General features: G+C 58.9%; 21 protein-coding genes. 9 read left to right on the forward strand and 12 right to left on the reverse strand.

All coding sequences use genetic code 11. The features are described from left to right. Window positions 1-298 precede the first annotated feature (298 nt). From AUP74_RS02985 to metF, 4 genes are all read left to right on the forward strand, one after another. Complete coding sequence (locus AUP74_RS02985) at window positions 299-1,282, forward strand: metalloregulator ArsR/SmtB family transcription factor (protein ID WP_069946258.1); 984 nt, start codon at window positions 299-301, stop codon at window positions 1,280-1,282. Between the two features lie 134 nt (window positions 1,283-1,416). Then, a complete protein-coding gene (gene metK, locus AUP74_RS02990) occupies window positions 1,417-2,637 on the forward strand; it encodes a methionine adenosyltransferase (RefSeq protein WP_069948675.1) in 1,221 nt (406 codons plus the stop codon). A 75-nt stretch (window positions 2,638-2,712) separates the two neighbouring features. Further along, window positions 2,713-4,089, forward strand: a complete 1,377-nt coding sequence (ahcY, locus tag AUP74_RS02995) for an adenosylhomocysteinase (protein WP_069948676.1) — start codon at window positions 2,713-2,715, stop codon at window positions 4,087-4,089. A gap of 121 nt (window positions 4,090-4,210) precedes the next feature. Continuing rightward, the gene (gene metF, locus AUP74_RS03000; RefSeq protein WP_069946259.1) at window positions 4,211-5,044 is read left to right on the forward strand and encodes a methylenetetrahydrofolate reductase [NAD(P)H]; all 834 of its coding nucleotides are present in this window, start codon (window positions 4,211-4,213) and stop codon (window positions 5,042-5,044) included. Here the strand turns inward: metF and AUP74_RS03005 are convergent. From AUP74_RS03005 to AUP74_RS03030, 6 genes are all read right to left on the reverse strand, one after another. Beyond that, on the reverse strand, window positions 5,031-5,630 hold the full coding sequence (locus AUP74_RS03005; protein WP_069946260.1) for an OmpA family protein: 600 nt from the start codon (window positions 5,628-5,630) through the stop codon (window positions 5,031-5,033). The two genes, metF and AUP74_RS03005, sit on opposite strands and share 14 nt — an antisense overlap. Window positions 5,631-5,771: 141 nt before the next feature. Continuing rightward, window positions 5,772-6,419: an HAD family hydrolase gene (locus AUP74_RS03010; protein WP_069948677.1), complete on the reverse strand. Its 648-nt coding sequence runs from the start codon at window positions 6,417-6,419 to the stop codon at window positions 5,772-5,774. Window positions 6,420-6,434: 15 nt separating this feature from the next. Continuing rightward, on the reverse strand, window positions 6,435-6,800 hold the full coding sequence (locus tag AUP74_RS03015; protein WP_069946261.1) for a hypothetical protein: 366 nt from the start codon (window positions 6,798-6,800) through the stop codon (window positions 6,435-6,437). 66 nt (window positions 6,801-6,866) lie between these two features. Next, window positions 6,867-7,604: a 16S rRNA (uracil(1498)-N(3))-methyltransferase gene (locus tag AUP74_RS03020; protein WP_069946262.1), complete on the reverse strand. Its 738-nt coding sequence runs from the start codon at window positions 7,602-7,604 to the stop codon at window positions 6,867-6,869. A gap of 79 nt (window positions 7,605-7,683) precedes the next feature. Further along, window positions 7,684-10,821, reverse strand: a complete 3,138-nt coding sequence (locus tag AUP74_RS03025) for an efflux RND transporter permease subunit (RefSeq protein WP_069946263.1) — start codon at window positions 10,819-10,821, stop codon at window positions 7,684-7,686. Between the two features lie 2 nt (window positions 10,822-10,823). Continuing rightward, window positions 10,824-12,071 (reverse strand): efflux RND transporter periplasmic adaptor subunit, encoded by a 1,248-nt coding sequence (locus AUP74_RS03030; protein ID WP_083260789.1) that lies wholly within the window; start codon window positions 12,069-12,071, stop codon window positions 10,824-10,826. A gap of 244 nt (window positions 12,072-12,315) precedes the next feature. Here AUP74_RS03030 and AUP74_RS03035 point away from each other — a divergent pair, with 244 nt between their 5' ends. Together AUP74_RS03035 and AUP74_RS03040 are read left to right on the forward strand one after the other, a co-directional pair. Further along, window positions 12,316-14,664, forward strand: a complete 2,349-nt coding sequence (locus AUP74_RS03035; protein ID WP_069946264.1) for a Tex family protein — start codon at window positions 12,316-12,318, stop codon at window positions 14,662-14,664. 104 nt (window positions 14,665-14,768) lie between these two features. Next, entirely contained in the window at window positions 14,769-15,695 is a 927-nt protein-coding gene (locus tag AUP74_RS03040) for a sugar phosphate isomerase/epimerase family protein (RefSeq protein WP_069946265.1), read from the forward strand. A 78-nt stretch (window positions 15,696-15,773) separates the two neighbouring features. Here the strand turns inward: AUP74_RS03040 and AUP74_RS03045 are convergent, their stop codons facing one another. Then, window positions 15,774-16,775 carry an AraC family transcriptional regulator gene (locus tag AUP74_RS03045; RefSeq protein ID WP_069946266.1) on the reverse strand — a complete coding sequence of 334 codons (1,002 nt, stop codon included), beginning with the start codon at window positions 16,773-16,775 and terminating at the stop codon, window positions 15,774-15,776. Window positions 16,776-17,016: 241 nt separating this feature from the next. Between AUP74_RS03045 and AUP74_RS03050 the strand changes: the two genes are divergently transcribed. Further along, on the forward strand, window positions 17,017-17,652 hold the full coding sequence (locus AUP74_RS03050; RefSeq protein ID WP_083260790.1) for a hypothetical protein: 636 nt from the start codon (window positions 17,017-17,019) through the stop codon (window positions 17,650-17,652). Continuing rightward, a complete protein-coding gene (locus tag AUP74_RS03055; RefSeq protein WP_069946267.1) occupies window positions 17,645-20,206 on the forward strand; it encodes a matrixin family metalloprotease in 2,562 nt (853 codons plus the stop codon). The genes AUP74_RS03050 and AUP74_RS03055 overlap by 8 nt, the downstream gene beginning before the upstream one ends. Window positions 20,207-20,350: 144 nt before the next feature. Here the strand turns inward: AUP74_RS03055 and AUP74_RS03060 are convergent, their stop codons facing one another. The 3 genes from AUP74_RS03060 to AUP74_RS03070 are packed head-to-tail and all read right to left on the reverse strand — an operon-like array spanning window position 20,351 to window position 23,095. Continuing rightward, window positions 20,351-20,731, reverse strand: coding sequence for a VOC family protein (locus AUP74_RS03060; RefSeq protein ID WP_069946268.1), 381 nt, complete (start codon window positions 20,729-20,731; stop codon window positions 20,351-20,353). Beyond that, window positions 20,724-21,308, reverse strand: a complete 585-nt coding sequence (locus AUP74_RS03065; protein ID WP_069946269.1) for an FMN-binding negative transcriptional regulator — start codon at window positions 21,306-21,308, stop codon at window positions 20,724-20,726. The genes AUP74_RS03060 and AUP74_RS03065 overlap by 8 nt, the downstream gene beginning before the upstream one ends. Before the next feature lie 56 nt (window positions 21,309-21,364). Beyond that, window positions 21,365-23,095, reverse strand: a complete 1,731-nt coding sequence (locus AUP74_RS03070; protein WP_226999877.1) for a phytoene desaturase family protein — start codon at window positions 23,093-23,095, stop codon at window positions 21,365-21,367. A gap of 116 nt (window positions 23,096-23,211) precedes the next feature. Here AUP74_RS03070 and AUP74_RS03075 point away from each other — a divergent pair, with 116 nt between their 5' ends. Continuing rightward, window positions 23,212-23,634: an organic hydroperoxide resistance protein gene (locus AUP74_RS03075; protein WP_069946270.1), complete on the forward strand. Its 423-nt coding sequence runs from the start codon at window positions 23,212-23,214 to the stop codon at window positions 23,632-23,634. Window positions 23,635-23,701: 67 nt separating this feature from the next. Here AUP74_RS03075 and hutG read toward each other — a convergent pair whose 3' ends face one another. After that, complete coding sequence (gene hutG, locus AUP74_RS03080; RefSeq protein ID WP_069946271.1) at window positions 23,702-24,658, reverse strand: formimidoylglutamase; 957 nt, start codon at window positions 24,656-24,658, stop codon at window positions 23,702-23,704. Next, window positions 24,642-25,871, reverse strand: a complete 1,230-nt coding sequence (gene hutI / locus AUP74_RS03085; protein WP_069946272.1) for an imidazolonepropionase — start codon at window positions 25,869-25,871, stop codon at window positions 24,642-24,644. The genes hutG and hutI overlap by 17 nt, the downstream gene beginning before the upstream one ends. Window positions 25,872-26,015: the final 144 nt, after the last annotated feature.

A 26,015-nucleotide genomic window follows, 5' to 3' on the forward strand; every position in this document is an offset into this window, starting at 1 on the left:
AAGGCTCAACTCTCTGGGGTCTGTTTGCGGGGCCAGGCTCTTCCTGAAGATAGGCCACGGCTGCGTTTTCGCTGCCGGCGGCCGGTCAGGGTTGGACCTGCGGTCTCGAAAAAGGAGGCGTATTTTCCCGCAATCGCCGCTGCCACGCAAAGGGCAGCGGCGCTTTATGGCCATTTGGACGCAACAAAGTCGCCTCCAGTGCCGGCCTCACAAAACGATACAGCTGCATCAAAAGTTTTTTATGCAGCTATATCAAAAGTTTTTGATATAGCGGACAACCGCTGCTAGACTCCCCGCCATGTCATCATCCCAGGCTACCCACGCAACGCCGGACACCCAGTCTGGCGACCAGATCCCGCAACTGGCCTCGCGCCTGAAGGCGGCGGGGGATCCTTTGCGCCTGGAGATTCTGCGGCTGCTGAGCCAGGACTCCTACAGCGTGCTGGAACTGTGCCGGATCTTTGACCTGCGCCAGCCGGCGCTGAGCCACCACCTCAAGGTGCTGGCCCAGGCAGGCCTGGTGAGTAAACGGCGCGAGGGTAACAACCTGTTCTACCGTCGCAGTGGCGACGGCCTGGAACCGCTGTTTACCAGCCTCGATAGCCTGCCGCTGCCCGAAGCGCGAGCAGGTGCGGTGGCGGAGATCGCCACTGAGCGGGCGGAGGCATCGCGGCGCTTCTTTGCCGATTACGGCAACCGCTTCCGGGAACAGCAGGAACTGATCGCCGGCTATGAAGTGTACGGCCCGCAGGTCGCGCAGTTGCTGCGACCGGGCAAAAGCGCCCTGGAGGTGGGACCGGGCGAGGGTGAGTTTCTCGCCGAGCTGGCACCGCGCTTCGACACCGTGACGGCGCTGGACCTGTCCTCCGCCATGCTGGAGCGAGCACAGCAATTCGCCAGCGACAACACCCTGGGCAATATCGAATTCCTGCACGGCGATACCCGGGAAGCGGCCTCACGTCCCGGCAGTGCGGACAGCGTGGTGGTCAACATGGTGTTGCATCACACGCCGGAGCCGGAACAGATCTTTCGGGATCTGTCAGCAGCGTTAAAGCCCGGGGGGCAGCTGCTGGTGGCAGAACTTCAGGCCCACGAGCAGGACTGGGCCCGCGACGCCTGTGGAGACCTGTGGCTGGGTTTTGCGCCGGAGCAACTTTCCAGCTGGTCCGAACAAGCAGGGCTCGAAAACGGGCGCAGCATCTACAGCGCCCTGCGCAACGGCTTTCAGATCCAGATCCGGGAATTCCTGAAACCAGAAACCACATCTTCGCGCAGTGCGTAATCGCTGATAGCGACTATTTTTTTAGACCGGCATAAGCCGGAAAACTGACATAAAGACTGACCCGATCGACATTTATAACACCGCCGACTGCGGGATAAATGGAGCGCCGCGGCGACATCAATGGAGACCACCTCATGAGTGAATACCGACTGTTTACCTCGGAGTCCGTGTCCGAAGGCCACCCCGACAAAATCGCTGACCAGATTTCCGATGCGGTACTGGACGCACTGCTGGCCCGGGACAAGCATGCCCGCGTGGCCTGTGAAACCCTGGTGAAAACCGGCATCGCCGTCATCGCCGGTGAAATTTCCACGTCCGCCTGGGTGGATCTGGAAGACCTGGTGCGCAAAGTCATCACCGATATCGGCTACACGTCTTCCGACGTCGGCTACGACGGTGAGACCTGCGGCGTGATCAATGTGATCGGCAAGCAGTCCATGGATATTGCCCAGGGTGTCGACCGTGCCAAACCGGAAGACCAGGGTGCGGGTGACCAGGGCCTGATGTTCGGCTATGCCACCGACGAAACACCGACTTTCATGCCGGCACCGATCTACTATGCGCACCGACTGGTGGAGCGCCAAGCGGAAGCGCGCAAATCCGGCCTGCTGCCATGGCTGCGCCCTGACGCCAAGAGCCAGGTCACCTTCCGCTACGACGACCAGGGCAAGCCCTGCGCCATCGACGCCGTGGTACTGTCCACCCAGCACAACCCGGATGTGTCCGAAGCGGACCTGCGCGAGGCAGTGCTGGAGCTGATCGTGCACCACACCCTGCCCGCCGAATGGCTCCATGCGGATACCAAGTACCACATCAACCCCACCGGCAAGTTCGTCATCGGCGGTCCGGTCGGCGACTGTGGCCTTACCGGTCGCAAGATCATCGTGGATACCTATGGTGGCTCCGCCCGACACGGCGGCGGCGCCTTCTCCGGCAAGGACCCATCAAAGGTTGACCGCTCCGCGGCCTACGCGGGTCGTTACGTGGCGAAAAATATCGTCGCTGCGGGCCTGGCCAATCGCTGCGAGATCCAGGTTTCCTATGCCATCGGTGTCGCGGAGCCGACTTCTGTCTCCATCAACACGTTCGGCACCGGCAAGGTGAGCGAAGAGAAGCTGATTGAACTGGTGCGTGAGCACTTCGACCTGCGCCCCTATGCCATCTCCCGCGCTCTCGACCTGCTGCACCCGATGTACCAGCTGACCGCGGCCTATGGTCATTTCGGTCGCGAGCCGTTCGAGCACACCTACGAGTGGACCGACAGCAATGGTGAAAAGCGCAGTGAGACATTCACCGCCTTCCCGTGGGAAAAGACCGACAAGGCGGAAGCGCTGCGCGCGCACGCTGATCTGTAATCGCCAAAAAACCAGAAACTCACGCGCAGGCCCTGCCTGCGCAATAAAAAACGAACAAGGTTTGTAATGAATCAAATGAGCACTGAATTCAAGGACTTCAAGGTCGCCGACATCAACCTGGCCGACTGGGGGCGCCGCGAGATCGAAATCGCCGAAGGTGAGATGCCGGCGCTGATGGCGCTGCGGGAGAAATATCACGCCGAGCAGCCGCTGGCTGGCGCCCGCATCATGGGCTGCATCCATATGACCATCCAGACCGCGGTGCTGATCGAAACGCTGGTGGCACTGGGTGCCGAAGTGCGCTGGTCTTCCTGCAACATTTTCTCCACCCAGGACCACGCCGCCGCGGCCATCGCCGCCCGCGGCATCCCGGTCTTTGCCTGGAAGGGTGAAACCGAGGAGGAATACGAGTGGTGCCTCGAGCGCACCGTCGGTGCTGACGTAGCCGGCTGGCAGCCGAATATGATTCTCGACGACGGTGGCGACCTGACCGAGCTGCTGCACCGGAAGTACGTGGAGATCCTCGACCAGTGCCACGGCATCAGCGAAGAGACCACCACCGGCGTACACCGCCTGCAGGACATGCTGCGTGAGGGCACACTGAAAGTGCCGGCGATCAACGTCAACGACTCCGTCACCAAGAGCAAGAACGACAACAAGTACGGCTGCCGTCACAGCCTGAACGACGCCATCAAGCGCGCCACCGACCACCTGCTGTCCGGCAAGAAGGCGCTGGTGATTGGCTATGGTGACGTGGGCAAGGGGTCCGCCGCCTCTCTGCGCCAGGAAGGCATGATTGTGAAGGTCTCCGAAGTCGACCCGATCTGCGCCATGCAGGCCTGCATGGACGGCTTCGAGCTGGTTTCCCCCTATATCGACGGCCTCAACACCGGCAAGGCGGAATCCATCAACAAAGACCTGCTGGCCAATACCGACCTGATCGTGACCACCACCGGCAACACCAATGTGTGTGATGCCCATATGCTGACTGCACTGAAAAGCGGTGCCGTGGTGTGCAATATCGGCCACTTCGACAACGAGATCGATACCGCCTATATGCGCAAACACTGGGAATGGCAGGAAGTGAAGCCGCAGGTGCACAAGATCGTGCGCAACTCAGAAACCAACGATCACCTGCTGCTGCTGTCTGAAGGCCGCCTGGTGAACCTGGGTAACGCCACCGGTCACCCGAGCCGCATCATGGACGGCTCCTTCGCCAACCAGGTTCTGGCACAGATTCACCTGTATCAGGAGAAGTTCGCCGAGTTGCCGGCAGACCAGAAAGTTTCCGCACTGTACGTCAAAGTGCTGCCGAAAAAACTGGACGAGGAAGTTGCCCGCTACATGGTAGAAGGTTTCGACGGCGTCATTACTCGCATGACCGATGACCAGGCCAAATACATTGGCGTTTCCGTGGACGGCCCTTACAAGCCCGAGAGTTACAAGTACTGATTGCCCCGCGACTGGATGCCGGCTCACGCCGGCATGACGATGCTGGTAAAGGTCGTCATTCCGCCAAACCGGCACGCCGGGATGGGCGGAATCCAGCCCCTCGAGGACTGGACGATTTACCATGACAAATAATACCCGCATCAGCTTCGAGTTTTTCCCGCCCAAGACGCCAGAGGGCCGGGAGAAGCTGTACAAGACCCGCGAGACTCTGCAGGAATTTCAGCCGGCGTTCTTCTCCGTCACCTACGGTGCCGGCGGTACTACCCGCGAGACCACCGCTGATATCGTCACGAATCTGCGCCGCGACGGCATCTCCATTGCCCCGCACCTCTCATTTGGTGGTGATGATGAAGAAACCGTACTCGCACTGCTGGACCGCTACCAGGAAGCGGGCGTGGATCGCATTGTCGCCCTGCGCGGCGATATGCCCTCCGGCATGGGCGCGGTGGCACAGTTGGTATACGCCAATGAGCTGGTGGCCTTTATCCGCCGCCATACCGGCGATCAATTCCACCTCGAAGTCGCTGCCTACCCGGAAATTCACCCCGAAGCGGAGCATTACGATGCTGATATCGGCTATCTGAAAGGGAAGTTCGATGCGGGCGCCAACAGTGCGCTGACTCAGTATTTCTACAACCCGGATGCGTATTTCTACTTCTTGGACCAGTGTGAAAAGGCCGGCATCGACGCACCGATCTATCCGGGCATCATGCCGATCACCAACTTCACCAACCTCGCGCGGTTCTCAAAGAACTGCGGAGCAGAGATTCCCCGCTGGCTGCGCCGGCGCATGGAGAGCTTCAGCAATCCGGAAGATACCCGCAAGCTTGGGCTGGAAGTGGTAACTGACCTGTGCGAAACGCTGCTCGAAGGCGGTGCGCCAGGACTGCATTTCTATACCATGAATCAGGTGGATCCCACCGCTGAGATTCTACGCTCGCTCAGTCTCGACTGAGCTGCTCACCGCTGGTGCCGGAGCCTCTCTGCTCCGGGACCATCCCCCGCTGGACTTTGACTGGTTCAGCACCTCCTTTTTCAACACGAACCACCAGCCGCCGATTTTTCTCCTGTCCATGGGGCGTGCTGTTATCAGCAATGGGGACCGTATCGCCAAACCCCTCGGCAACAACACGCTCAGACTCGATACCGCGGTCGACGAGGAAGTTTTTCACCCACTCCGCCCGCCACTGAGACAAGCGCTGGTTTTTTTCTGGCTCCCCTTCGCTGTCAGTGTGCCCCTCAATCACAATGGTTACCGACGGAAAGTCCCGCAGGATCACCAGCAGCGCCTCGACATCACCGATGGTTTCCATGTTTGGCGTTGAACCACCGGGCTCAAAATCCACGGTCAGCAGAAACTCGTTTTCCTCTGAGCCACCGCGCAGGTAGCGCACCACGGCATCGCCAAAGGTGAGTGACTGTTCACCCTGGCCACGATCCGCTTCCGGGGGAGTCAGGGCATATTTCTTGTGGGGATCATCGTAGCAAGCAGCCAGCAACAGGCTGATGATGAGCAGGAGCGAACAGCGACTTGGCACCATAACCGGGATCTCCCGTGGTGGCTTTGTTCGGGTGGCGTTGCAATCATTGTAGATCACACACGGAGAAATGCCCGCGCGCTGAGTTGCCAGAGGCAACAGGAACTGAGGTGTCCAGGCAGGGAGGTAGGGCCGATCAGCGACTCAGAGGTGATCCAGCACCGCCAGCATATCCTTTACCACGATGGCTCCCTGCTCCTCGAGCTGTCCCACCCGGCGGGGATGATTGCTGAAACCCACAACCGGCATCCCCGCAGCCACAGCCGCTTTCACTCCGGCGATGGAATCCTCCACCACCAGGCAGTGCTGGGGTTCGACATTCATCGACTGCGCCGCGTGCAGGAACAGGTCCGGCCAGGGTTTGCCGCGGCCGACATCATCGACACTGAAGATGCGGCCATCGAAATAATCATAGAGACCCGTGCGGTTCAGGGTCAGGCGCATCTTGTCATGGGAGCCCGAAGAGGCGACGCAGCTGCGCAGGTTCAACTGCAGCAGGTGATCGAGCAGGTCTTCGATCCCCACCACGGGCTCCAGCTCCTCGTGAAATGCCTCGCGTATGCGTCGCTCGGTGTTGCTGAAATAGTTGTCCGGCAGCGGGCCGCCATAGCGCGTTTCGATTTCCAGCAGGCAATCTTTGGCCGGACGACCGCTGAACTGTTCATCCAGCTCTTCCGCGGTGGTCTGCATACCGAGCTTGTTCATTTCCTCGGCCAGAATACGGCAGACGATTGTCTCGCTGTCTACCAGTACCCCATCACAGTCGAAAATCACCAATTGCGTCGCGAACATTTCAGCCTCACTCATTCAGCTGGCGGAGAGCAGCAGCAACCCCAGCAGTACACCGACCGCCCCACTGATCCGCAGGAAATTCTCGCTGCCGTGTGCGATCTTGATCGCCAGTGCCTTACTGCGTTCGAAGCCGATAAACAGCATATAGGCACCGGCCAGCACCAGCAGAACACCGAGCGCGTTGAAGAGGATATTCCACGCACGGGTATCAGCGATCAGCAACAGGATAAGGCCGACCACGATACGGCCCCAGGCGGACACCGCATAGCCGGTTTCATTGAGCCGCTCGCTCAGATTTCTGGCCAGATGCGGCTGCACAATGACGGCGATAGAAAGCCCCAGAATTGCCAAGCCAAGCAACCACAAAATCAACTTCACCATTGTTCTCTCCCTGAGATGGATGAGTGTGTAGAGTCCGGATCCAACCGAACGGCTTCGCGCCGCAGGTCAGAGGTCGCCCCATTGATACTGCAACACGGAAAGAGCTGCAACCGGCGCGGTCTCGGTGCGCAATACGCGCGGGCCCAGCCGCAGTGGAGCAAAATCCCTTTGCAGCGCTGCCTCGATTTCTGTCGCAGACAGACCACCCTCCGGACCGACCAGCAACAGTACCGACTCCGGGCGACCGCGCTCGGCCTCCAGTTGGCGTAGACTCACCTCGGTTCGGTGGTGCAGTACCAGCTTGAAGTCCTCCCCGCCTGCCTCTTCCAGGAACTGCGGCAACTTGCGCGGCTCCAACACCTCGGGTACCCGGTTGCGCGCACACTGCTCACAGGCACTGATAGCAATCTGCCGCCAGTGACCCAATTTTTTCTGTAACCGCTCGCCGCTCAGCTTTACCTCACAGCGCTCGGTAAATAGCGGCTGGATGCGCGCCACCCCCAGCTCGGTGGCCTTCTGAATCACCCAGTCGAAACGGTCGCCGCGGGAAATCCCGATCGCCAATGTCAGCGCCAGCGACGACTCGCGATTCTCATCACGAAAAGCCCCCACGCGAACACGCGCACGCTTGCCGGCCCCCACCAGTTCAGCCTCATATTCACCCCCGCGGCCATCAAACAACACCAGCGGGCGGCCCGCCTGCAGGCGCAGAACTTTTACCAGGTGGCGGCTGGCATTTTCGTCCAGTTCGACTTCACTGGACCCAGACAGGGGCTCGGGGGAATAGATACGCGGGACGCGCATTGCCGACAGTTCCTCAGCAGGGAAAGGGGAAAGACGAAAACGCCGACTCAGGGTCGGCGTTTTCTTTCAGGCTGGTAGTTTAGGCTTTTTCGAGGCTCACCGACAATTCCGGGTCGGTGCCGCGCCGGCGATGGGCCCTGGCGCGCAGCACTTCAATCACCTTATACAGGTTCGGCACCAGCAGCAGCGTCACCGCGGTGGCGAACAGAACACCGAAGGCCAGGCTGACCACCATGGGAATCAGGAACTGCGCCTGGATCGAGCGCTCGAACATGATCGGCACCAGCCCCACAAAGGTGGTGATGGAGGTCAGGATAATCGGGCGGAAACGATCCCGTCCGGCCTGAACTACCGCATCCATGACGGCCATGCCCTCAGCACGCAGCTGGTTGATCCGATCCATCAGTACCAGGTTGTCGTTCACCACCACGCCCGCGGCGGCCAGGAAACCCAGCATCGACATGATGCTGATGTCGTAACCCAGCAACAGGTGGCCGACGATGGCACCGAAGAAGCCGAAAGGCACCGCAGTGAGGATCAGCAGCGGCTGCGAGTAACTGCGGAAGGCAATCGCCAGCAACGCGTAAATGGTGAACAGGGACAACACGAAGAAGGCCAGGATCGAACTGCTGAACTCCTCTTCTTCCTGCATCTCACCCGCGGTTTGCAGCTTGAAGCCACTGAACTGCTGCTCCCAGCCAGGCACCTGCTTCTCGCGCAGTTCCTTGAGGATTTCGTGCGCCGACGCCGCCCCCGGTGTCAGTTCCGCAGTAATGCGCACGGTGCGCTCGCGGTCGTGACGACGAATGGTGGTATAGCCGGGTACGTACACCGCATCGGCCACTGCGCTGAAGGGCACCTCGCCCTCGTTGGTGCGAATACGGATACGGTCGATCTGTTCTTCACTGGCCCGCTCTTCCTCGGGATAGCGCACCATGACCCGCACATCCTCGCGACCGCGGGGAATACGCTGCACTTCCTCGCCGTAGAAGCCCTGGCGCACCTGCTTGGCCACGTCGGCAAGGCCGATGCCCATATTGGTCGCATGGGGTTTCAGCTGGATCTCGATATCCTGACGGGCGCTGACCAGGTTGTCGCGCACGTCATAAACGCCAGCGAATCCATCCAGCGCTTCCTTGACCGCATCGGCAGCAGCGCGCAGCTCGGCCATGTTGCCGGAAGAAGTACTCAGGTTCAGGGACATACCCGAGCCACCATCATTGATGGTGTGCTGGATGCGCATCTCCTCGATACTGGCCGGCAATTCACCGACATACTCCCGCCAGCGCAGCGCCAGCGTCTCAGAGGTGACATCCCGCTGCTCGCCATCCTTCAGCTGCAACAGCACCGTCACGTTACCGCGCCACAGGAAAGCCATGGTGTTTTCGACGAACGGCTCACCGCCATTCTGCTCCAGCATTTCCGGATCGGCAGCCAGGCGCTCCGCGGCACCCTCAAACTGCTCCATCACCCGTTTGGCTTCCTCAAAGGACTCGCCCGGGGCCATGGTGGTACGCAATTCCAGCAGGTCCGAGGGGACTTTGGGCGAGAAAGCGGAGCCGATGTAACCACCCTTAAAGACTGCAATCGACAGGAACAGCGCCATCACGAAAATCATTACCGTGGCGCGGCTGTTGGTCAGGGACTTCTCCAGCAAGGGCAGGTAATACTTGTCGCCGGCGTCCTTCATGGCTCCGGCAAATTTTGCCCGCAGGCTCTGCAGTCGCATACCAATGCCGGAGGTGGCCTGCTTTTCCGGTTTCATGTTCACCAGATGCGCGGGCAGGATCAGCAGGGATTCCACCAGCGAGAAGAGCAGACACAACAGCACCACCACCGGCAGTGCCAGCATCATCTGTGAGGTGACGCCCGGCAGGAACAGCATGGGCACGAAGAACACCATGGTCGACACCACGGCAAAAATCACCGGTGCCGAGACCTGTTTGACGCCCTGTTCCGCCGCTTCCAGACCGGTTACCCCTCGGTCATGGGCAGCGTGCACGGCTTCCCCGACGATGATGGCATCATCTACGACGATACCCAGAATCAGCAGGAAGGCGAACAGAGACAGCATGTTCAGGGTTACGCCGGTGATGGGCAGCAACCAGAAGGCGCCCATAAAGGCGGTGGCAATACCGACCGTCACCCACATGGCCAGCGCCGGACGCAGGAACAGCATCAGCAGCACAAACACCAGCGCGAGACCACCCAGGGCATTACCGGCCAGCAATTCCATCCGCCCCTCATAGGCCTTGGAAAAATCAAACCAGATTTCGAACTGCATGCCCGGCGGCAACTGCTCGCGGGCCTCGGCCATAAATTTCTTGATGTGCTCCGCAGTGGCTACCACGTCCAGCGGCTCACCCTGCATCACCCGCAGGTTCATGGCGGGCTTGCCGTTAAAGCGGATGATTGAGCCTTCTTCCTCGAAGCCGTCATTGATGTCCGCTACATCGCCGAGCAACAACCGCGTGCCATCACCGCGGCTCACCACCGGGATCTGGGCAAAATCCGCAGCCGTGTAGGCCTGGCCGCGGGTTTGCACCTGAATGTCACCCCGATCAGAGCGCACCATGCCGGCGGGCAGATCCAGAGAAGAACGGCGTACCGCATTGGCAACATCATCGAAGCTCAGGTTATAGCGGCGCAGATCCACCTCTGAAACCTCGATCGAGACCTCATCGGCTCGGTCACCCCAGACATCCACACGGCGAACGCCGGGTTGCAGCATGAGCTTGTCGCGCAGATCCAGCGCCGTGTCTTTGAGCACGTGGGGAGAGACGGGACCGCCGATGGCGATCATCATCATCTGCTGTTCCCACTCCTGCAGCGCGACTACCGGCCGCTCAATATCCGCCGGGAAGGTGTTGATACTGTCGACCTGCACCTTGATGTCGTTCAGCAGGCGCAGCTCATCGTAGCCATCCACTGCCTGCACGCGCACAGAACTGCGCCCGCGACTGGACCAGGAATTCACTTCCTTGATGCCCTTCACCTCGGAAATGGCCTGCTCTACCCGCTGGGTAACCTGCTGCTCCACCTCCGCAGGGCCGGCACCCCGGTAGCTGATATCGACCATCACGATGCCCGGATTCAGGGTCGGGAAAACCTCACGGCCGATATGGGAAATACCAAACAAACCACCGATGAGAATCATGATCATCAGCAGGTTGGCGGCCTTACTGTTACGGACGAACCACCCGATAATGCCCTGCATAATCAGCGCGCCCCCTGCGCGGCACCGCCAGCATCGGCGGTCACAGTCTCATCAGAGGCCGGCTCCTCGCTCACCTTGTCATCCCCAAGGATCAGACCGGCCGGCTTTTCATTCAGCGGGTTGGCGGTGATCACCATCCCCTCGCGGGAGAAACCGAGGCTGGACACGACTACGCGCTCACCCGGGTCCACATCACCGCGTACCCAGACATCCTCACCTACAGCCTGCAGCAGCTCGACGGTCTTGAAGCGCAACTTGTTCTCCGCGTCCAGTACCAGCAGGTGGTTCCCCTCGTGCAGTGCCTGGCGGGGCAGGCGCGCTACATCGTCAAAAGTCTTGCCGGCAATGTCCGCTTCCACAAACAGGCCGTTTACCAGTGGCGCCTCGCCTTCATAAGGGTTCTGTACCTGTGCCACGGCATAAACGAAGCGGCTGTTCGGGTCGATATTGGCCTCTGTACGCACCAGCTGGCCACGCCACTCACGCTTCTGGCCGGCAATCTGCGCGCTCAGGCGCACCGCCGGGCCATTCTCGATGGACTGCCCCAGGGGCAGCTCCAGCAATGCCAGCTGGCGGTCGGTCAGGGGCAGTCGCACCTCGGCGATACCAGTGCTGTGGATTTTCGCCAGTTTGGTGCCCGGAGTGATGTACTGGCCCAGATCCACATAGGTCTCCACCACGCGGCCTGCGAATGGGGTCTTGACCCGTGTGCGCTCCAGATCCAGCTTGGCCTGGTCGCGGTCGGCACGGGCCGCAGCCACGGCGGCCTCAGCGGCAGCCAGCTGCGGCTTGCGCAGGAACAGGGCGTTGGCCTCCTCAGAACCCAGATCGCGCCACTCGCGCTTGGCCTGCTTGGCGCGACCCTGCTCCTGGGCCAGTGTGGCCTTGGCGTTCGCCAGCTGGGACTCGGCGCGGGTCAGCTGGTGACGGTAATCCGCAGATTCGATCTGCAGCAGGGACTGGTCCGCCTGGAAGAAGCCTCCCGGTACAAAAGCGCCATCGACCTTTTCGATCGCACCGCCGACCCGGGCCACCACCTCGATCTCATGGCGTGCGCGCACGGTACCCTGGCTCGGCACCAGCAGGGTCTCACGACCCGGCTTGGCATACAGGACATCTGCCGTCGGCGGCACTACCGGCTCAGCAACTTTTTCCTTCGGTTTTGGCGCCAACAGGGTCACCAGCGCGATTGCGGCCACACCGACAACAACAACGATGCCGAAAAACTTATTCTTCTTGGAAATTTTCACAGATACCCTCTATCCAGAAGCGGATCCAAAAGTGATCAAATTTTGACTAGTTGCGCATTCTACTGGAGTTCAGCAACAAATGAACTGCTTTCCGCTGCAAGTCGTCGCAGGGGATTGCAGTTCGCCGCAAACCTTTCTCACAGGGCCTCGCTCCCGCATAATGCCGCTCCTGAATTCACCGGCGGCGCCATCCACAGTCGCCGGGCAAGATGTACTCTCCGCAGAACGGATGTAAGAAAATAAAATGCTGGATATCAACGCCCGAATCGCCGAAGAACTCAACGTTCGCCCGCAGCAGGTCTCAGCCACCGTCGCCCTGCTGGACGAAGGAGCCACAGTCCCGTTTATCGCCCGCTACCGGAAAGAAGTCACCGGCGCCCTGGACGACACACAGCTGCGTACCCTGGAAGAGCGCCTGCGTTACCTGCGGGAAATGGAAGAGCGCCGCGCGGCCATCCTGAAAAGCATCGACGAGCAGGGCAAACTTACCCCGGAGCTGGCGGAACAGATCAACGCTGCCGAGACCAAGAACCGGCTGGAAGACCTCTACCTGCCTTACAAGCCCAAGCGTCGCACCAAGGGCCAGATCGCCATCGAGGCCGGCCTGGAACCGCTCGCCGACGCCCTCTTTAACGATCCCGGCCTGAATCCCGAAGAGGAAGCGCAGCAGTACCTGAATACCGACAACGAGGACGCGTCCCTGCACGTCAAGGACATCAAGGCTGCTCTCGACGGTGCGAAGTTCATCCTGATGGAACGCTTTGCTGAAGACGCAGAGTTGCTCGGTAAGTTGCGCGATTTCCTCAAGCGCGACGGGCAGGTCAAATCCCGTGTACTGGACGGCAAGGAAGAGGAAGGGGCCAAATTCCGCGATTACTTCGAATACGCCGAGGACTGGTCCAAGGTCCCGTCCCACCGCGCCCTGGCCATCTTCCGTGGCCGCAACGAAGGCGTGCTGGCCATCAGCATCGGCCTCGAGGGTGACGAGGAGCGCCCGGCCACCGCAGGCCATCCCTGCGAGAGCATGATTGCCAAACATGTCGACATCAGCGATCAGGGGCGTCCGGCTGACAAGTGGCTGGCGGAAGTGGTGCGCTGGACCTGGCGCATCAAGCTGCTCACCACCCTGGAGACCGACCTGATGGGCGAGCTCCGTGAGAAGGCCGAGGAAGAAGCCATCAAGGTCTTCTCCCGCAACCTGAAAGACCTGCTGCTGGCCGCACCCGCCGGCCAGAAAGCCACTATCGGCCTGGACCCGGGCCTGCGTACCGGGGTGAAAGTGGCGGTGGTCGACGCGACCGGCAAGGTGCTGGATCACACTGCCATTTATCCCAACCCGCCGCAGAACCGCACCGCTGAGTCTGCGGCCGTCATTGCCGCGCTGTGCACCAAGTACGATGTGGGCCTGATCGCGATCGGCAACGGCACCGCCAGCCGCGAGACCGACAAGTTCGTTGGCGATACGCTCAAACACTTCAAGCTCAGCGCGCAGAAAGTGATGGTGAACGAGGCCGGCGCCTCCGTGTACTCGGCTTCCGAGTTTGCCGCCCGTGAATTCCCGGACCTGGACGTGACCATCCGCGGCGCGATCTCCATCGCCCGCCGCCTGCAGGACCCGCTGGCAGAACTGGTGAAGATCGAGCCCAAGTCCATCGGTGTCGGCCAGTACCAGCACGATGTCTCCCAGACCCAGCTGGCCCGCTCCCTGGACGCCGTGGTGGAAGACTGTGTGAACGGCGTTGGTGCCGAGCTGAATTCAGCCTCCGCACCGCTGCTGGCGCGGGTATCCGGCCTCAGCAACTCCATCGCTGCCAATATCGTCACCTATCGCGACCAGAACGGCGCATTCAAGAGCCGCGCCCAACTGAAGGAAGTGCCGCGCCTGGGGCCCAAGGCTTTCGAGCAGGCCGCCGGCTTCCTGCGCATCAACAACGGTGAGAACCCGCTGGACAAGTCAGGTGTGCACCCGGAAGCCTACGTGGTGGTTAAGCGCATCGCCGAGAAGAACGGTCGCGAGATCAACAGCCTGATCGGCGACTCAGCCTTCCTGCGCAAGCTGAACCCGGCGGACTACACCGATGAAAAATTTGGTGTGCCCACCGTTACCGACATCATCGCCGAGCTGGAGAAGCCCGGCCGCGACCCGCGCCCGGAATTCCGCACCGCCAAATTCGAAGAGGGTGTCGAGGAGATCAAGGATCTGCGCCCCGGCATGATCCTCGAGGGCACCGCCACCAACGTCACCAATTTCGGCGCCTTCGTGGATATCGGCGTGCATCAGGACGGCCTGGTACACATCTCCGCGCTGTCGGACAAGTTCGTCAAGGACCCACACGAAGTCATCAAGGCCGGCGACATCGTCAAGGTCAAAGTGATGGAAGTGGATGTGGCGCGCAAGCGTATCGGCCTGTCCATGCGCCTGTCCGACGAACCGGGCGAGCAGGGCAGTGGCGGCGTCAAGAAAGGTGATCACCGCGAGAGCCGCCAAGCCCAGCGCCACAACAACCGCAACCGCCAGCAACAGGGCGGCCAGGGTGGTGGCCGCGGCAGCATGGGCGACCTGCTGGCGGCGGCAATGAAAAACAAGAAGTGACCGACAGGGGGCGATCGAGAGATCGCCCTTTTTTGTACTCGTCGCACGCCGACAGCGCCCTGATTTAACCACTCAGCGATAACCGCAAATCAGAGCCAATACCGATGCACGATCAATCTCGCCGCCAATTTCTCAGCATGCTAACGGCTGCAAGCGCAGGTGCTCTCCTTCCTGTCGCTCAGAGTTTCGCGGTAGAGCAAGAACCCTGGTTCAGGATCTCTCTCGCCCAGTGGTCCCTGCACCGCGCCTTTCAAAATCGGACAGCCAACCCGCAAGACTTTCCCCGCCTGGCGAGGCGATTATTCGATATCGATGGTGTGGAGTACGTCAACCAATTCTACTCAGACAACTACAGCGCCGCACTGACCCGTAAACTGCAACAGCAGGCGGATGGCGAAGGCGTACAGAGCCTATTGATCATGGTTGACGGTGAGGGGGATATCGGTGCGGAAACCGATGCGGCGCGCAAGCAGACCGTAGCGCGACACCAGCGCTGGGCAGAAATGGCAAAAGAACTCGACTGCCATTCGATACGCGTCAACGCGCACAGTCACGGCAGCTACGACGAACAGATGAAGAAGGCCGCCGACGGCCTGCACCTGCTGGGCGAATACTGTGAAGGACTCGGACTCAACGTATTGGTAGAGAACCACGGCGGACTGTCATCCAACGGCGAGTGGCTCTCCGGCGTCATGCGGCTCGCCGACCACCCGCGTGTGGGCACGCTGCCAGATTTTGGCAACTTCCATATCGATCGCGAGAATGGCCTCACCTACGATCGCTACCGCGGTGTCCGCGAGCTGATGCCCTGGGCCAAGGCCATCAGCGCCAAGAGCTACGACTTCGATGAAAATGGAGAAGCCGTGCAGACCGACTTCCAGCGCATGCTGGACATCGTCCGCACGGCCGGTTATCGCGGTTGGGTTGGGATCGAATATGAGGGTAACCGGCTGAGCGAGATCGAGGGAATCGAAAAAACTCTGGCATTACTGCAGCGGATGCAGCGCGGCGGCCAAAACCGATTTTTATAGGAATTTCTCAAGGAATTGAACGAGGGCGCCTGCAAAAGCCGCACCCAACTGAAAGCAGAACCCCGATCTAGCGGTTAGTCACTTACACCGCGCTCGGTATGTACTAGGCGCCTCACCAAACCATTCCCGGAACGCGCGCGTAAAAGCGCCCGCATCGGAGTAGCCAAGCATAAAGGCTATCTCCGTCACGCTTGGGCTATCCTCCCGAAGATATTGCTGAGCGAGATCTATGCGGGTTTCCTTCAATAACTGGCGGAATGTCGTTCCATTTTGGGTCAGTTTCCGATGCAGGGTTCGAGTCGGGCAATCGACCGCCTCCGCAATTTTTTCCAACGCCAGAACCCCAGTTGGCAACTGTCGCTGAATCTCCAAACGCACTTTGGTCACGATATCCGCCTCGTGCCGAGATGCCATGGCTCGGGCAAGCAGGGCATCATGGCGCTCAAGAATTCCGGAATGTGCTGTTGGCAATCTCTGTTCAGCAAGCTCCCGGCGGATATAGACAGCGTCGCAGGGCGCATCGAACTGAACATCCACACCAAAATAGTCATCCCAGACAGACCGATCCACGGGTGCAGGCCGGGACATAGATACTGAAGCGGGCACGAAAGATTCGCCGTATTGCAGACGACATAAGCGCACTAACCCTGCAAGAGTCGAGTCCATCTGAATCCACTTGAATGAGCAGTCCCCACTGCGCTGGTAGATCAAACCGACTCGATCACCTTCGCCGGCAAAACGTGCATCCAGATCATCGATCAAAAGACGACAGTAGTTTTCACTGATCTGAAAACCCGCAAGCAGTGTCGGAATGGCCATCCAGGCATGCCCCAGGATATGGAGATGACTTGGGTGCATGACTGAGCCCGAACGAATACCTACGGCTTCATCATCAATTTCCTCAAGCACTTTGCCGATAATGCCGTAGTAAACCTCCACCGAAATATGCGCATCCACAGGCAGCTCCAGCTCAGGACGGTATAGCGAGGCCGGTATGAAGGTGCGGGGATCAATGCGATAGCTCTCGATTACTCGCCAAACAAGACCAAGCAGCGCGGCATTGACTGATAACGTTTTCATATTTTCTTTACTGCCGGTGAGTGGCCGAATTCATCAACACCCTGGCCACCACTGCACAGCGCCGAAGATATTTCTCTCATAACCTTTATCTCTGTCGAGACTGGAAATAAAGCATCTACTTAATATGCCGACAATTGGCTCGACAACCAAGGACTACAGAAGGAATACAGACAAAATAGATGACCAGTCTGGGGAAAGGAGTCCAACCAATAATAATGAAACCCACAAACAGGAGGTCTCTGTGACCAACACAAAACGCAATGGTTTTCGCGGTCTTGTGTTTCTTGCCTCAATCATCACGATGATGAGCATGAACGTCGCCTACGCGAACAAATCAGAAAAACATAACTTACTGGAACTCATGAAGCACTCTGAGTCAATTCTCGTTGGCACGGTAAAAGACAAAGAGGATGGATTCCAGAATGGCCTGCCCTTTACTGAAATCACTATCAAGGTGGGACAGAACATCAAGGGTGACAAAGGTGAGGAATATAGTTTCCGCCAGTTCGGTTTGATCAAACCGAAACCTACCGGTGATGGGCGTATCAACATGATGGTCACCCCCGCTGGCTGGCCCACATACAGTGTCGGTGAGAACGTTCTGCTTTTTTTGCACGCCCCCGCCTCTAAAACCGGGTTTCAGACCACTGCCGGCCTCACCCAGGGCAAATTCCTGATTCGCGCCAACAACATCAGCAATGGCCTCAATAACGACGAGCTGTTCGCCGGCATCAAATTCAATCGCTCACTGAAAAAGAACCACCAGGATCTGGTCAACCAGCCAGGCGGTGCCTATGCAGCGCAAGACTTCCTGTCTTTGGTCCGAACTGCAGTGGAAGAAAAATGGATCGAAAATGGAGTAATGACCAATGAATAATTCCAAGAAAACATTCCTCCAATCAGCACTCGCCGCAAGCATCCTGTCAGCAACTGCTTCCACCATGGCTTACGGTCCGCTCTATGTATACGACTACGAAAAAGGCACGCCCTATCGCTGGGATGTGAGCTCGCCGGTCAAGGTCTATACCGATGGCGGCAACTATGCATCAGGGACGGTGAATTTGTACGTAAGCACACCGGAGACCTGTAACGAGGATGGAAACTGGCAGTGCGGCTACGTTGAAGAGCTGTATGTCGAGTTCACCAACGAGCAGGGCGTGGAGCGTATCCGGGATGCACTGGCGTCGTGGTCCAACGTTCCCACCTCCAGCTTCCAGGCCGAAGTAGCCGGCAGCTTTGCCGATATCGGCATCGGCGGGGGTGATGGGGATATTACCGGCGCGGCCGAGGAATTCAGCACAGACGGCAACGGTAACGTGATTCATGAAATCATCGGCACCGTGAACAACGGTGGCATCCATGTCATGTTCGACGAAACCGGCTCTGTCATGCGCGACGTCATGGGCGCACCCAGTGGTGTACTCGGCATTGCCTCACCCGAATGGGCCGATGAGGAAACCGGTGTCATCACAGAAGGCTGGGCAGTCATGGGCGGGGCCAGCACCTATTACAATGACACCGACCTAAAACAGATGAGTGGTGTTATCACCCATGAGCTGGGTCACTCTTTCAACCTGGCGCATACGCAGACCAACGGTCATCTCATCATGTACAGCGGCTACGGTGCGCTGACCGCAGGGCCCCGGGACTGTTCTGCGCACCCTCTGACCGGCGGCGAATACCGTTTGCCGTTCCCGCAGGAATCTGCACCGACAACTACCGATATCTCGGTCATGTATCCGTATATCAACACCAACCCGGAAAGCAGTGGCGCCACCGGCGGTCAGCAGGCAACAGCCTCGACCAGGGAGGATTACGCAGCGATATCCTCAATCTATCCCGCCAGCAGCTTTACTGCCGAGACCGGCACGATCAAGGGCAAGGTCAATTACGCCTTCAGCAAGGAGGGTATTATTGGGCTGAATATTGTTGCTCGTAATATCGACAACCCCTGGCAAGATGCCATTACCGCAATGACCGGGGATTGGAATGACGGTCATCCTGATGCTGCACAGGGTACCGGCGAGTATGTACTGCAAGGTCTCACCCCGGGGGCGAGCTATGTAGTCCACATCGAAAAGATTTTCGCCGGTGGTTTCCCGACACCTCAGGTTGGCTTGCCCGGACCGTCGGAGTATTACAACGGCAACGGCGAGAGTGATGATGCCGTGCAGGATGACGCCTGCGCCTATACACCTGTAGTTGCCGGTGCCGGCCAGGTTGTGGAGAACATCGATATCCAGATGAATGGCATGAAGGACACGCCGCAACTCATTACCTACCCGGCCCCCAATGCCACTGAAATCACTGCAAACGGCCAGTTCATGGGTGGTGACATCATCAACTGGTATGGGCAGGCACTGAGCTGGATCCACAACGACGGCAATGACGAATACACCATCCTGGAGATGGGCGGCATTGCCGTCAGCGATAATGGCTCTGTTGTCGCCGGACGCGTGGCCCAGAACAATTCCTACCTCCCGGCGCGCTATACGAAGGGCCGCGGTATCGAAGTGCTCCCCAGTGCTGGCAATAGTGGCTGCGACCAGGGTGGCGGGATACTTGAAACGTATTCCAACTTCGCCATTTCCCCGGATGGCCGCACCATGGGGGGGTTCCTCTGGAACTGCGATAACTCCGCAGAGTACGACAACTTCCAGGTCTCCGCAGCCACCTACGATGAAGAGAACGGCTGGACGATCCTCGATAGCCACAAGGACAACAATAGCTCGCGCATCAACGCACTCTCCAACACTGGTATCGCCGTCGGCTGGGAATCCGATTCTTCTTCTGGCTTGTGGCAGGGGCGAGTTTGGAAAGACGGTCAGGAGATCAACTTGAAGGAGGCCGCACCAGCCGGTGTCCAGTTCGTTGGAGAGGCCACCGCAGTGAGCACAGATGGCACCTGGGTCTCCGGCATCGATGCCTATGACGCCGAATGGAGACCTGATCAGTACGTGTACAATACCCAGACTGGGGATTTTACGCTACTGAATATCCGCGAAGCCTGCCCCTGGTGGGACTGGTTCTGCTTCGGTGAGAAGGCCTTCAATCCCTACGACATTGCCGACGATGGCACCCTGGTTGGCGCCATTGGCACCGCGGCTGGCGCCGGAGCAATGATTGTGTCGGAAGCTCTGGGTGGCGAGCACAGGCTGGGTGACCTCCTGCGAGGCCAGGGTGTGATCAATGCAGCGGACCTCGAAGTTGCATCTACTGCAACCGGGATTTCCACAAACGGCAAACACATCGTGGGCTGGGCAGCTCTGGAGAATGCCTTTGGCTCATTCAAACTCACACTGGATCAGCTGTTTGTGTGCAAAAACGAAAAAACACTCAAGGTTGGTTACCCTGAAGGGGTCTCCGCTCAATTGAAGACCGGCGCTACTCTGGGTATGTGTGAAGCTGACTTACCGAAGCAGTACAAGTAAAGAAAACCCATTCTTTACTGACAAAAAAGGTGGCCATTGGCCACCTTTTTTATTGCTCCACAAAAATCTGGATTTGCCGCAGAGAAAGTAAACGCATCCATTAGTCTCTCTTTGCGCCACGCAATCATTTACTTTGCTTTCTGATCAGGGCATCCGGTGAAGAGCACAGATCTTGTTCCCGGCCGGATCACGCAGATAGGCGAGATACAGTTTCATGCCCGCTCCTTCGCGTATGCCGGGCGGATCCTCACAGGCTGCTCCACCATTGGCCAGTCCTGCCTCATGCCAGGCGTCAGCAGCTTCGGGATTCTCTACAGAAAAACCGATCGTGCTGCCATTGCCATGAGAGGCCGGCTCTCCATCAATGGGCTTGGTGAGCGCAAAAACGCCGTCTTTGCCAAAATAGAAACAGCGCCCCTTGTCATCGATCACACCGGGCTTATAGCCCAGCTTTTCCAGGATCGCGTCATAAAATTTCTTCGATTGCTCGATATCATTAGCACCGATCATCACGTGACTAAACATTGTACTTCTCCATTACTTCAGCCAATTCATTGGAACCCAGCTCCTTCAACTGGGAAATAACTCCCTGCCGATCTTCCGCCGAGCGATTCTGACTCAACTTATAGGTACACTGGACCTCAGATATGTTGATTTCAACCCCCATAATCGCCCCGAGCATCAGTTCTTCGTAGTCCCCACGCCATTCTTGCCCGATCGCGCCTTCATATTTTTGAGACAGCCTATCAACCACTTGCTTTAACCTTTCTCTGCAATCAAACACCAGGGCACGCCCGTAGATGTGTACGGCCTGATAATTCCATGTGGGCACACCAGGCTTCTCATACCAGCTTGGGGAGATGTAGCCATGATGCCCCTGTAGCGTCACCAGTACTTCCTGCCCATGCAAGTCAGTGCACTGAGGATTGGACCGAGCCAGATGGCCAAGCAGTATTGCCCGCTCTTCCGAGAGCAAGAACGGCATGTGCGTGGAGGTCAAGCGGCCCGCCACAGAAGAAATCAGTTGCCCAAACCCGTGCTTCTCGACAAATGCGTAGATTTCTTCTTGATCAGTGATCTCGAAGGCTGTCGGGATATACATTGGCCACCCTTGTGTCTAAATTCCAGCTAATTGCAATCTGCAACGAGTAGCAAGGGCTAGGATACAGGCGAAGCCTCTTTGGGCGTGCTGCCTGTACTCCTCTCCTTTCTCGTGTTGGCATAGCCAGAAAAGACTCTCTTTAATAACGGCACACCCTGTCGCCAGCCGAGCACAGCCTGGGCAGCAACCACACCGCCATACATGGCCCCAGCCACACCACAGCTCATGATGTCCTGTCCGGTCAGGTACAGCCCCTTGATCCGGGTCTTGGGCCTCAGCCAGCTCTGACTGAAGCGGCCGGGAGTATGATCCAGTCCGTAAATCTCGCCCTGTTCGTAAAAGCAGAAATGGCGGGTCGAAAGCGGGGTAGAGAGCTCGTAGTAATCAATCTGGCCGCGCAATTGCGGGAAATGCCTGTAGAGATGTTCCAGCAAGCGCTGACTGTACGACTCCTTGAGTGCGTCATAATCAGTACCCCGCTTGCCCCATGGCTTGCCCTCCCACTGCTCGAACCACTCGTAGGGACCGGGCGCAACGATCTCGATGGTCGCACGATCGGGATAGCGCTCGATGAATGTCGGATCCTTGGCCGAAGGAAAGGAAATATATACCAGCGGGATCTCCGATTCGGGATCGCCCATGAACTTTCGGATATCGCCGCTATAGTCAGTGCTCGGATAGAGCCAGTAATTCGTTTTTGGCAACCCCAGCTCTTCGGCAGTCTTTCGCAGACCGATATACAAACAGAGATGGGCCATGGACGGCTTTACGGATTGCAGGTCGCGGTGGTAACCGGCATGCTCCACTGCACTTTCCGGTAATAGCTTTTCAAAGGTGTTGAAGACGCCTGTATTCGAAATCACCGTCGGAGCAGTAATCTCGGTACCGTCCTTCATGCGCACACCACAGGCCCGGTTACCCTCCATGAGGATGGTATCCACTTCGGCATAGGTGAAGACCTCTCCCCCGGCTGACTGTATGCCGGGGATTATCGTGGCAGCGATCTGACTGGCGCCACCGATCGGATAATAGCCCCCATATAAATAGTGCTTCACGATCAGCGCATGAATGATAAAACTGCCCTCTTTGGGCGGCATTCCGTTGTCACCCCACTGACCGGTCAAAGCGGCGATCAGCCGCTCATTATCAGTCAGCTCACGCAAGGCCTCGTAGGTAGTCTTGTTCAGATATGCGGGGAGACGCCAATTTTTCCAGGCTGAAAGCAGTGGCGCAAACCAGCCCGGCAATAGTTTTTCCAGAGTCAGAATCCGCATCGCTTTTCCGACCGAGGCCACTCGATCCAGATAACGCTCCAGCGTTTTCTGTTCTCCGGGAAAATGCTCAAGCATGCCCGCAATAAATTCGTCACGACCTGCGCGCAGGTCATACTGATTGTCGCCGATACAGAGACGGTCATAAGTACTGTCCATCGGCGCCCATTGCAGCTGGCCACCGGAGAGGAAGTCGAACAACCTGCGGGTCATCGTCGGGTGCGCGCCCACATCCCCGATGTAATGCACCCCCACATCCCACTCATAGCCATTGCGCTCATAGGCGTGGGTAAAGCCACCAGCCGTATAATGCTGCTCCAACACCAGAACCTTCTTCCCGGCCGCACTGAGCAGCGCAGCCGTTGTCAGGCCACCAATACCGGAGCCTATTACGATGGCATCATAGGGGCCGTCCAGGCGATTTGAGCGATAACGCCTTCCTATGCGTGTAGAGGCGCCACGACGGGGGAGAGAGGTATGAGTCTCACGATCGGACATTTGGGCTTCTCTTGTCATTATTCTGCCCTCCACTCTAGTGACAGCTTGGGGCATACGCAATTACCAGTCCGCGCCAAAGCCTTGACCTTGGCTACACTTCCCTTCTCGGTTTTACCCTGATCAAGGAGGGGAATGTGAAGGTACTCTACACGGCAGTTGCCACAGCGACCGAAGGCCGTGATGGCAGGGCCAGGTCCGATGATAGAAGACTGGAAGTTGAACTGAGTGTGCCCGAGGAAATGGGCGGCGATGGCGGTACAGGCACCAATCCTGAGCAGATGTTTGCTGCCGGCTACGCGGCCTGTTTTATCGGGGCGATGAAGTTCGTGGCCGACAAGGAGAATATCGATGTACCTGAAGATGTCAGCGTGTGTGCCAAAGTGGGCATCGGTCCCAAGGACAAAGGCTTCGGGCTCGACATCGACCTCCACATCGAGCTACCGGGTATGAACAAGGGCGATGCAGAAAAGATCGCCAACCGCGCCCACGAAGAGGTCTGCCCCTATTCCAATGCGACTCGCGGCAATGTGGATGTGCGACTGCACATCAACTGCTGACGCAGCTCCACAAGGCCTCCCCCAGACCTATGGAGTAGAGCCAGGCGGGTGAAACCCCGGCCTGGTCTCAGCGCCCCGTCACTTCATTGGCGACCTGGAAGCCTATCCGTGCAGCCGTTCGCGCACCGTGGTCCTCGATATCGAAGTACGGATTGAACTCGGCCAAATCGGCCAGACAGACCTTGCCGGATTGCAGCACCGTATCCAGCAACGGCTCGAGCAACTCCAACGGTACACCGCGCGCGGCCGGGGCGCTGACTGCGGGCATGACAGCCGCCGGCAACACATCCAGACAGATGGTGAGATAGACGAAATCCACTCCGCCGATAAAGTCGGCGATGCGCTCCCGCGCCTTTTCCAGCGCCCAGGGCGTGATTTCGCGGTCGCGGATGACTTTTGCCCCGAGCTCATCGGCCCGGTTGTAGAGTGCCGGTGTATTGGCGGCATCGGATGCCCCGACGCAGAGATAGTTGAACGGCTTGCCGTTGATCTCACACTGTTCGGCAATCTGATAAAACGGTGTACCCGATGAGCCCTTCGGCTTTGGCAGGCGCAGGTCCAGGTGGGCATCGAAGTTAATAATGCCCAGCGTTTTCTCCCGCTGCTGCTCGCGCATCCAGCGGGCGACACCCTGGTAGCTGCCAAAGGCAATTTCGTGGCCACCGCCCAGCACCAGAGGAAAGTGCCCGTCGCTCAGCAGTTCGGTCACCCTTGCCCCCAGTAATGACTGGGCCGATTCCAGGTCTTCTTTCTCCACCCGCACATTGCCGGCATCATAGAGCGGCGTATCGAAGGTGGCAGGCAGGTTGGCCATCGCCATCCGCAAGATGCGCGGGCCCTTGGCGGCACCGATGCGGCCTTTGTTGCGGCGTACGCCCTCGTCGGAGGCAAACCCGAGGATCGCCAGACCCGGGGCGCTGTCGAGTTGCAGCGGTGTGATGCGCTGGTGCCAGCGCTCGCCAGCCTTACCGTCTTCGCGATCGGTGCGGCCGCTCCACAGGCGCATATCAGCCAGCTGTAACATGTCTGCCTCCAAAGTAGATCTGGGCCGGTTTCAGGGCGCCGAATTCGTAAGCCAACTGGTCGGGCGTCTCCATCGGCCAGAGCACCATGTCTGCCCGCAGTCCCGCCCTCAAAACACCGCGGGAGCAGCACAAGCCCAGTGCACGGGCCGCCGAGCGGGTCACCCCCGCGAGTGCCTCCGCCGGGGTCAAGCCGAACAGATTACAGCCCATGTTCATCATCAGGCGCAGGGAGGCGATGGGGCAGCTGCCCGGATTGAGATCCGTGGACAGCGCCATGCAGACGCCCGACGCCCGCAGTGATTCCACCGGCGGCACCTGGGTTTCTTTCAGCGTGTAGAAGGCGCCTGGCAACAATACGGCCACGGTGCCGTTATCAGCCATCGCAGCCACATCCAGATTGCTGATGTATTCGACATGGTCCACGGACAGCGCACCCGCCTTGGCCGCCATCGCAGTGGCACCGCTGCGGCTCAGCTGTTCGGCATGCGCCTTCACCGGCAGATCCAGCTCCTTTGCCCGCTGGATGACCCGTTGGCACTGCTCCACGGAAAAGGCGATGGACTCGCAGAACATGTCCACCGCATCTGCCAGTTGTTCTTTCGCTACCGCCGGCAGAATCTCTTCGCACACCAGATCGATGTACTCGTCCGGGCGGCCGTCGTATTCCGGTGGCAATGCGTGGGCCGCGAGGCAGGTGGTAACGATATCCACCGGGTAGTGCTGGGCAAGGCGACGCGCGGTGCGCAGCTGTTTGAGCTCCGTATCCAGATCGAGGCCATAGCCCGATTTGACCTCTACTGTGGTGACGCCCTCAGACAACAGTGCCTGCAGGCGCGGCTCCGCCGCCTGGTACAACTGCTCGGCGCTGGCCGCGCGGGTGGCACGCACAGTGGACAGGATGCCGCCGCCAGAGCGGGCGACTTCCTCGTAGCTTTCACCACCCAGACGACGGGCAAACTCGGATGCCCGATGGCCGCCGTATACCAGATGGGTATGGCAGTCGATCAGGCCCGGGGTAATCCAGCAGCCCTCACCATCGACGGTTTCATCAGCGGCGCAGTCCGGCAGCTCCTGTCGAGGCCCGATCCAGACAATACGCCCGCCGGTTACGGCGATCGCAACATCCTCTACAGCGCCATAACCGCCGGGGATCGACGGATCCATGGTGGCGGCATTGGCATTCGTAATCAGCAGATCACAGCGTTCAGTCATGGGTTCTCTATTTCCCCGGCGTTTCCGCACAAGAGGTCTTCGGCCTCAGGGCGGCGCGTTTTTCCTTTTTGTAACCATAGACGCTCGACCCGTTGTCGAGCGGAATTATCGGGCGCGAAGTGGGCTGGCGATCCCGACCACCTT

Source organism: Microbulbifer aggregans, assembly GCF_001750105.1.
Taxonomy (GTDB): Bacteria; Pseudomonadota; Gammaproteobacteria; order Pseudomonadales; family Cellvibrionaceae; genus Microbulbifer; species Microbulbifer aggregans.

Coding starts and splice junctions, on each gene's coding strand:
- AUP74_RS02985 (WP_069946258.1), top strand. CDS start 299: ATGTCATCATCCCAGGCTACCCACGCAACGCCGGACACCCAGTCTGGC.
- metK (WP_069948675.1), top strand. CDS start 1,417: ATGAGTGAATACCGACTGTTTACCTCGGAGTCCGTGTCCGAAGGCCAC.
- ahcY (WP_069948676.1), top strand. CDS start 2,713: ATGAGCACTGAATTCAAGGACTTCAAGGTCGCCGACATCAACCTGGCC.
- metF (WP_069946259.1), top strand. CDS start 4,211: ATGACAAATAATACCCGCATCAGCTTCGAGTTTTTCCCGCCCAAGACG.
- AUP74_RS03005 (WP_069946260.1), bottom strand. CDS start 5,630: ATGGTGCCAAGTCGCTGTTCGCTCCTGCTCATCATCAGCCTGTTGCTG.
- AUP74_RS03010 (WP_069948677.1), bottom strand. CDS start 6,419: ATGTTCGCGACGCAATTGGTGATTTTCGACTGTGATGGGGTACTGGTA.
- AUP74_RS03015 (WP_069946261.1), bottom strand. CDS start 6,800: ATGGTGAAGTTGATTTTGTGGTTGCTTGGCTTGGCAATTCTGGGGCTT.
- AUP74_RS03020 (WP_069946262.1), bottom strand. CDS start 7,604: ATGCGCGTCCCGCGTATCTATTCCCCCGAGCCCCTGTCTGGGTCCAGT.
- AUP74_RS03025 (WP_069946263.1), bottom strand. CDS start 10,821: ATGCAGGGCATTATCGGGTGGTTCGTCCGTAACAGTAAGGCCGCCAAC.
- AUP74_RS03035 (WP_069946264.1), top strand. CDS start 12,316: ATGCTGGATATCAACGCCCGAATCGCCGAAGAACTCAACGTTCGCCCG.
- AUP74_RS03040 (WP_069946265.1), top strand. CDS start 14,769: ATGCACGATCAATCTCGCCGCCAATTTCTCAGCATGCTAACGGCTGCA.
- AUP74_RS03045 (WP_069946266.1), bottom strand. CDS start 16,775: ATGAAAACGTTATCAGTCAATGCCGCGCTGCTTGGTCTTGTTTGGCGA.
- AUP74_RS03055 (WP_069946267.1), top strand. CDS start 17,645: ATGAATAATTCCAAGAAAACATTCCTCCAATCAGCACTCGCCGCAAGC.
- AUP74_RS03060 (WP_069946268.1), bottom strand. CDS start 20,731: ATGTTTAGTCACGTGATGATCGGTGCTAATGATATCGAGCAATCGAAG.
- AUP74_RS03065 (WP_069946269.1), bottom strand. CDS start 21,308: ATGTATATCCCGACAGCCTTCGAGATCACTGATCAAGAAGAAATCTAC.
- AUP74_RS03070 (WP_226999877.1), bottom strand. CDS start 23,095: ATGACAAGAGAAGCCCAAATGTCCGATCGTGAGACTCATACCTCTCTC.
- hutG (WP_069946271.1), bottom strand. CDS start 24,658: ATGTTACAGCTGGCTGATATGCGCCTGTGGAGCGGCCGCACCGATCGC.
- hutI (WP_069946272.1), bottom strand. CDS start 25,871: ATGACTGAACGCTGTGATCTGCTGATTACGAATGCCAATGCCGCCACC.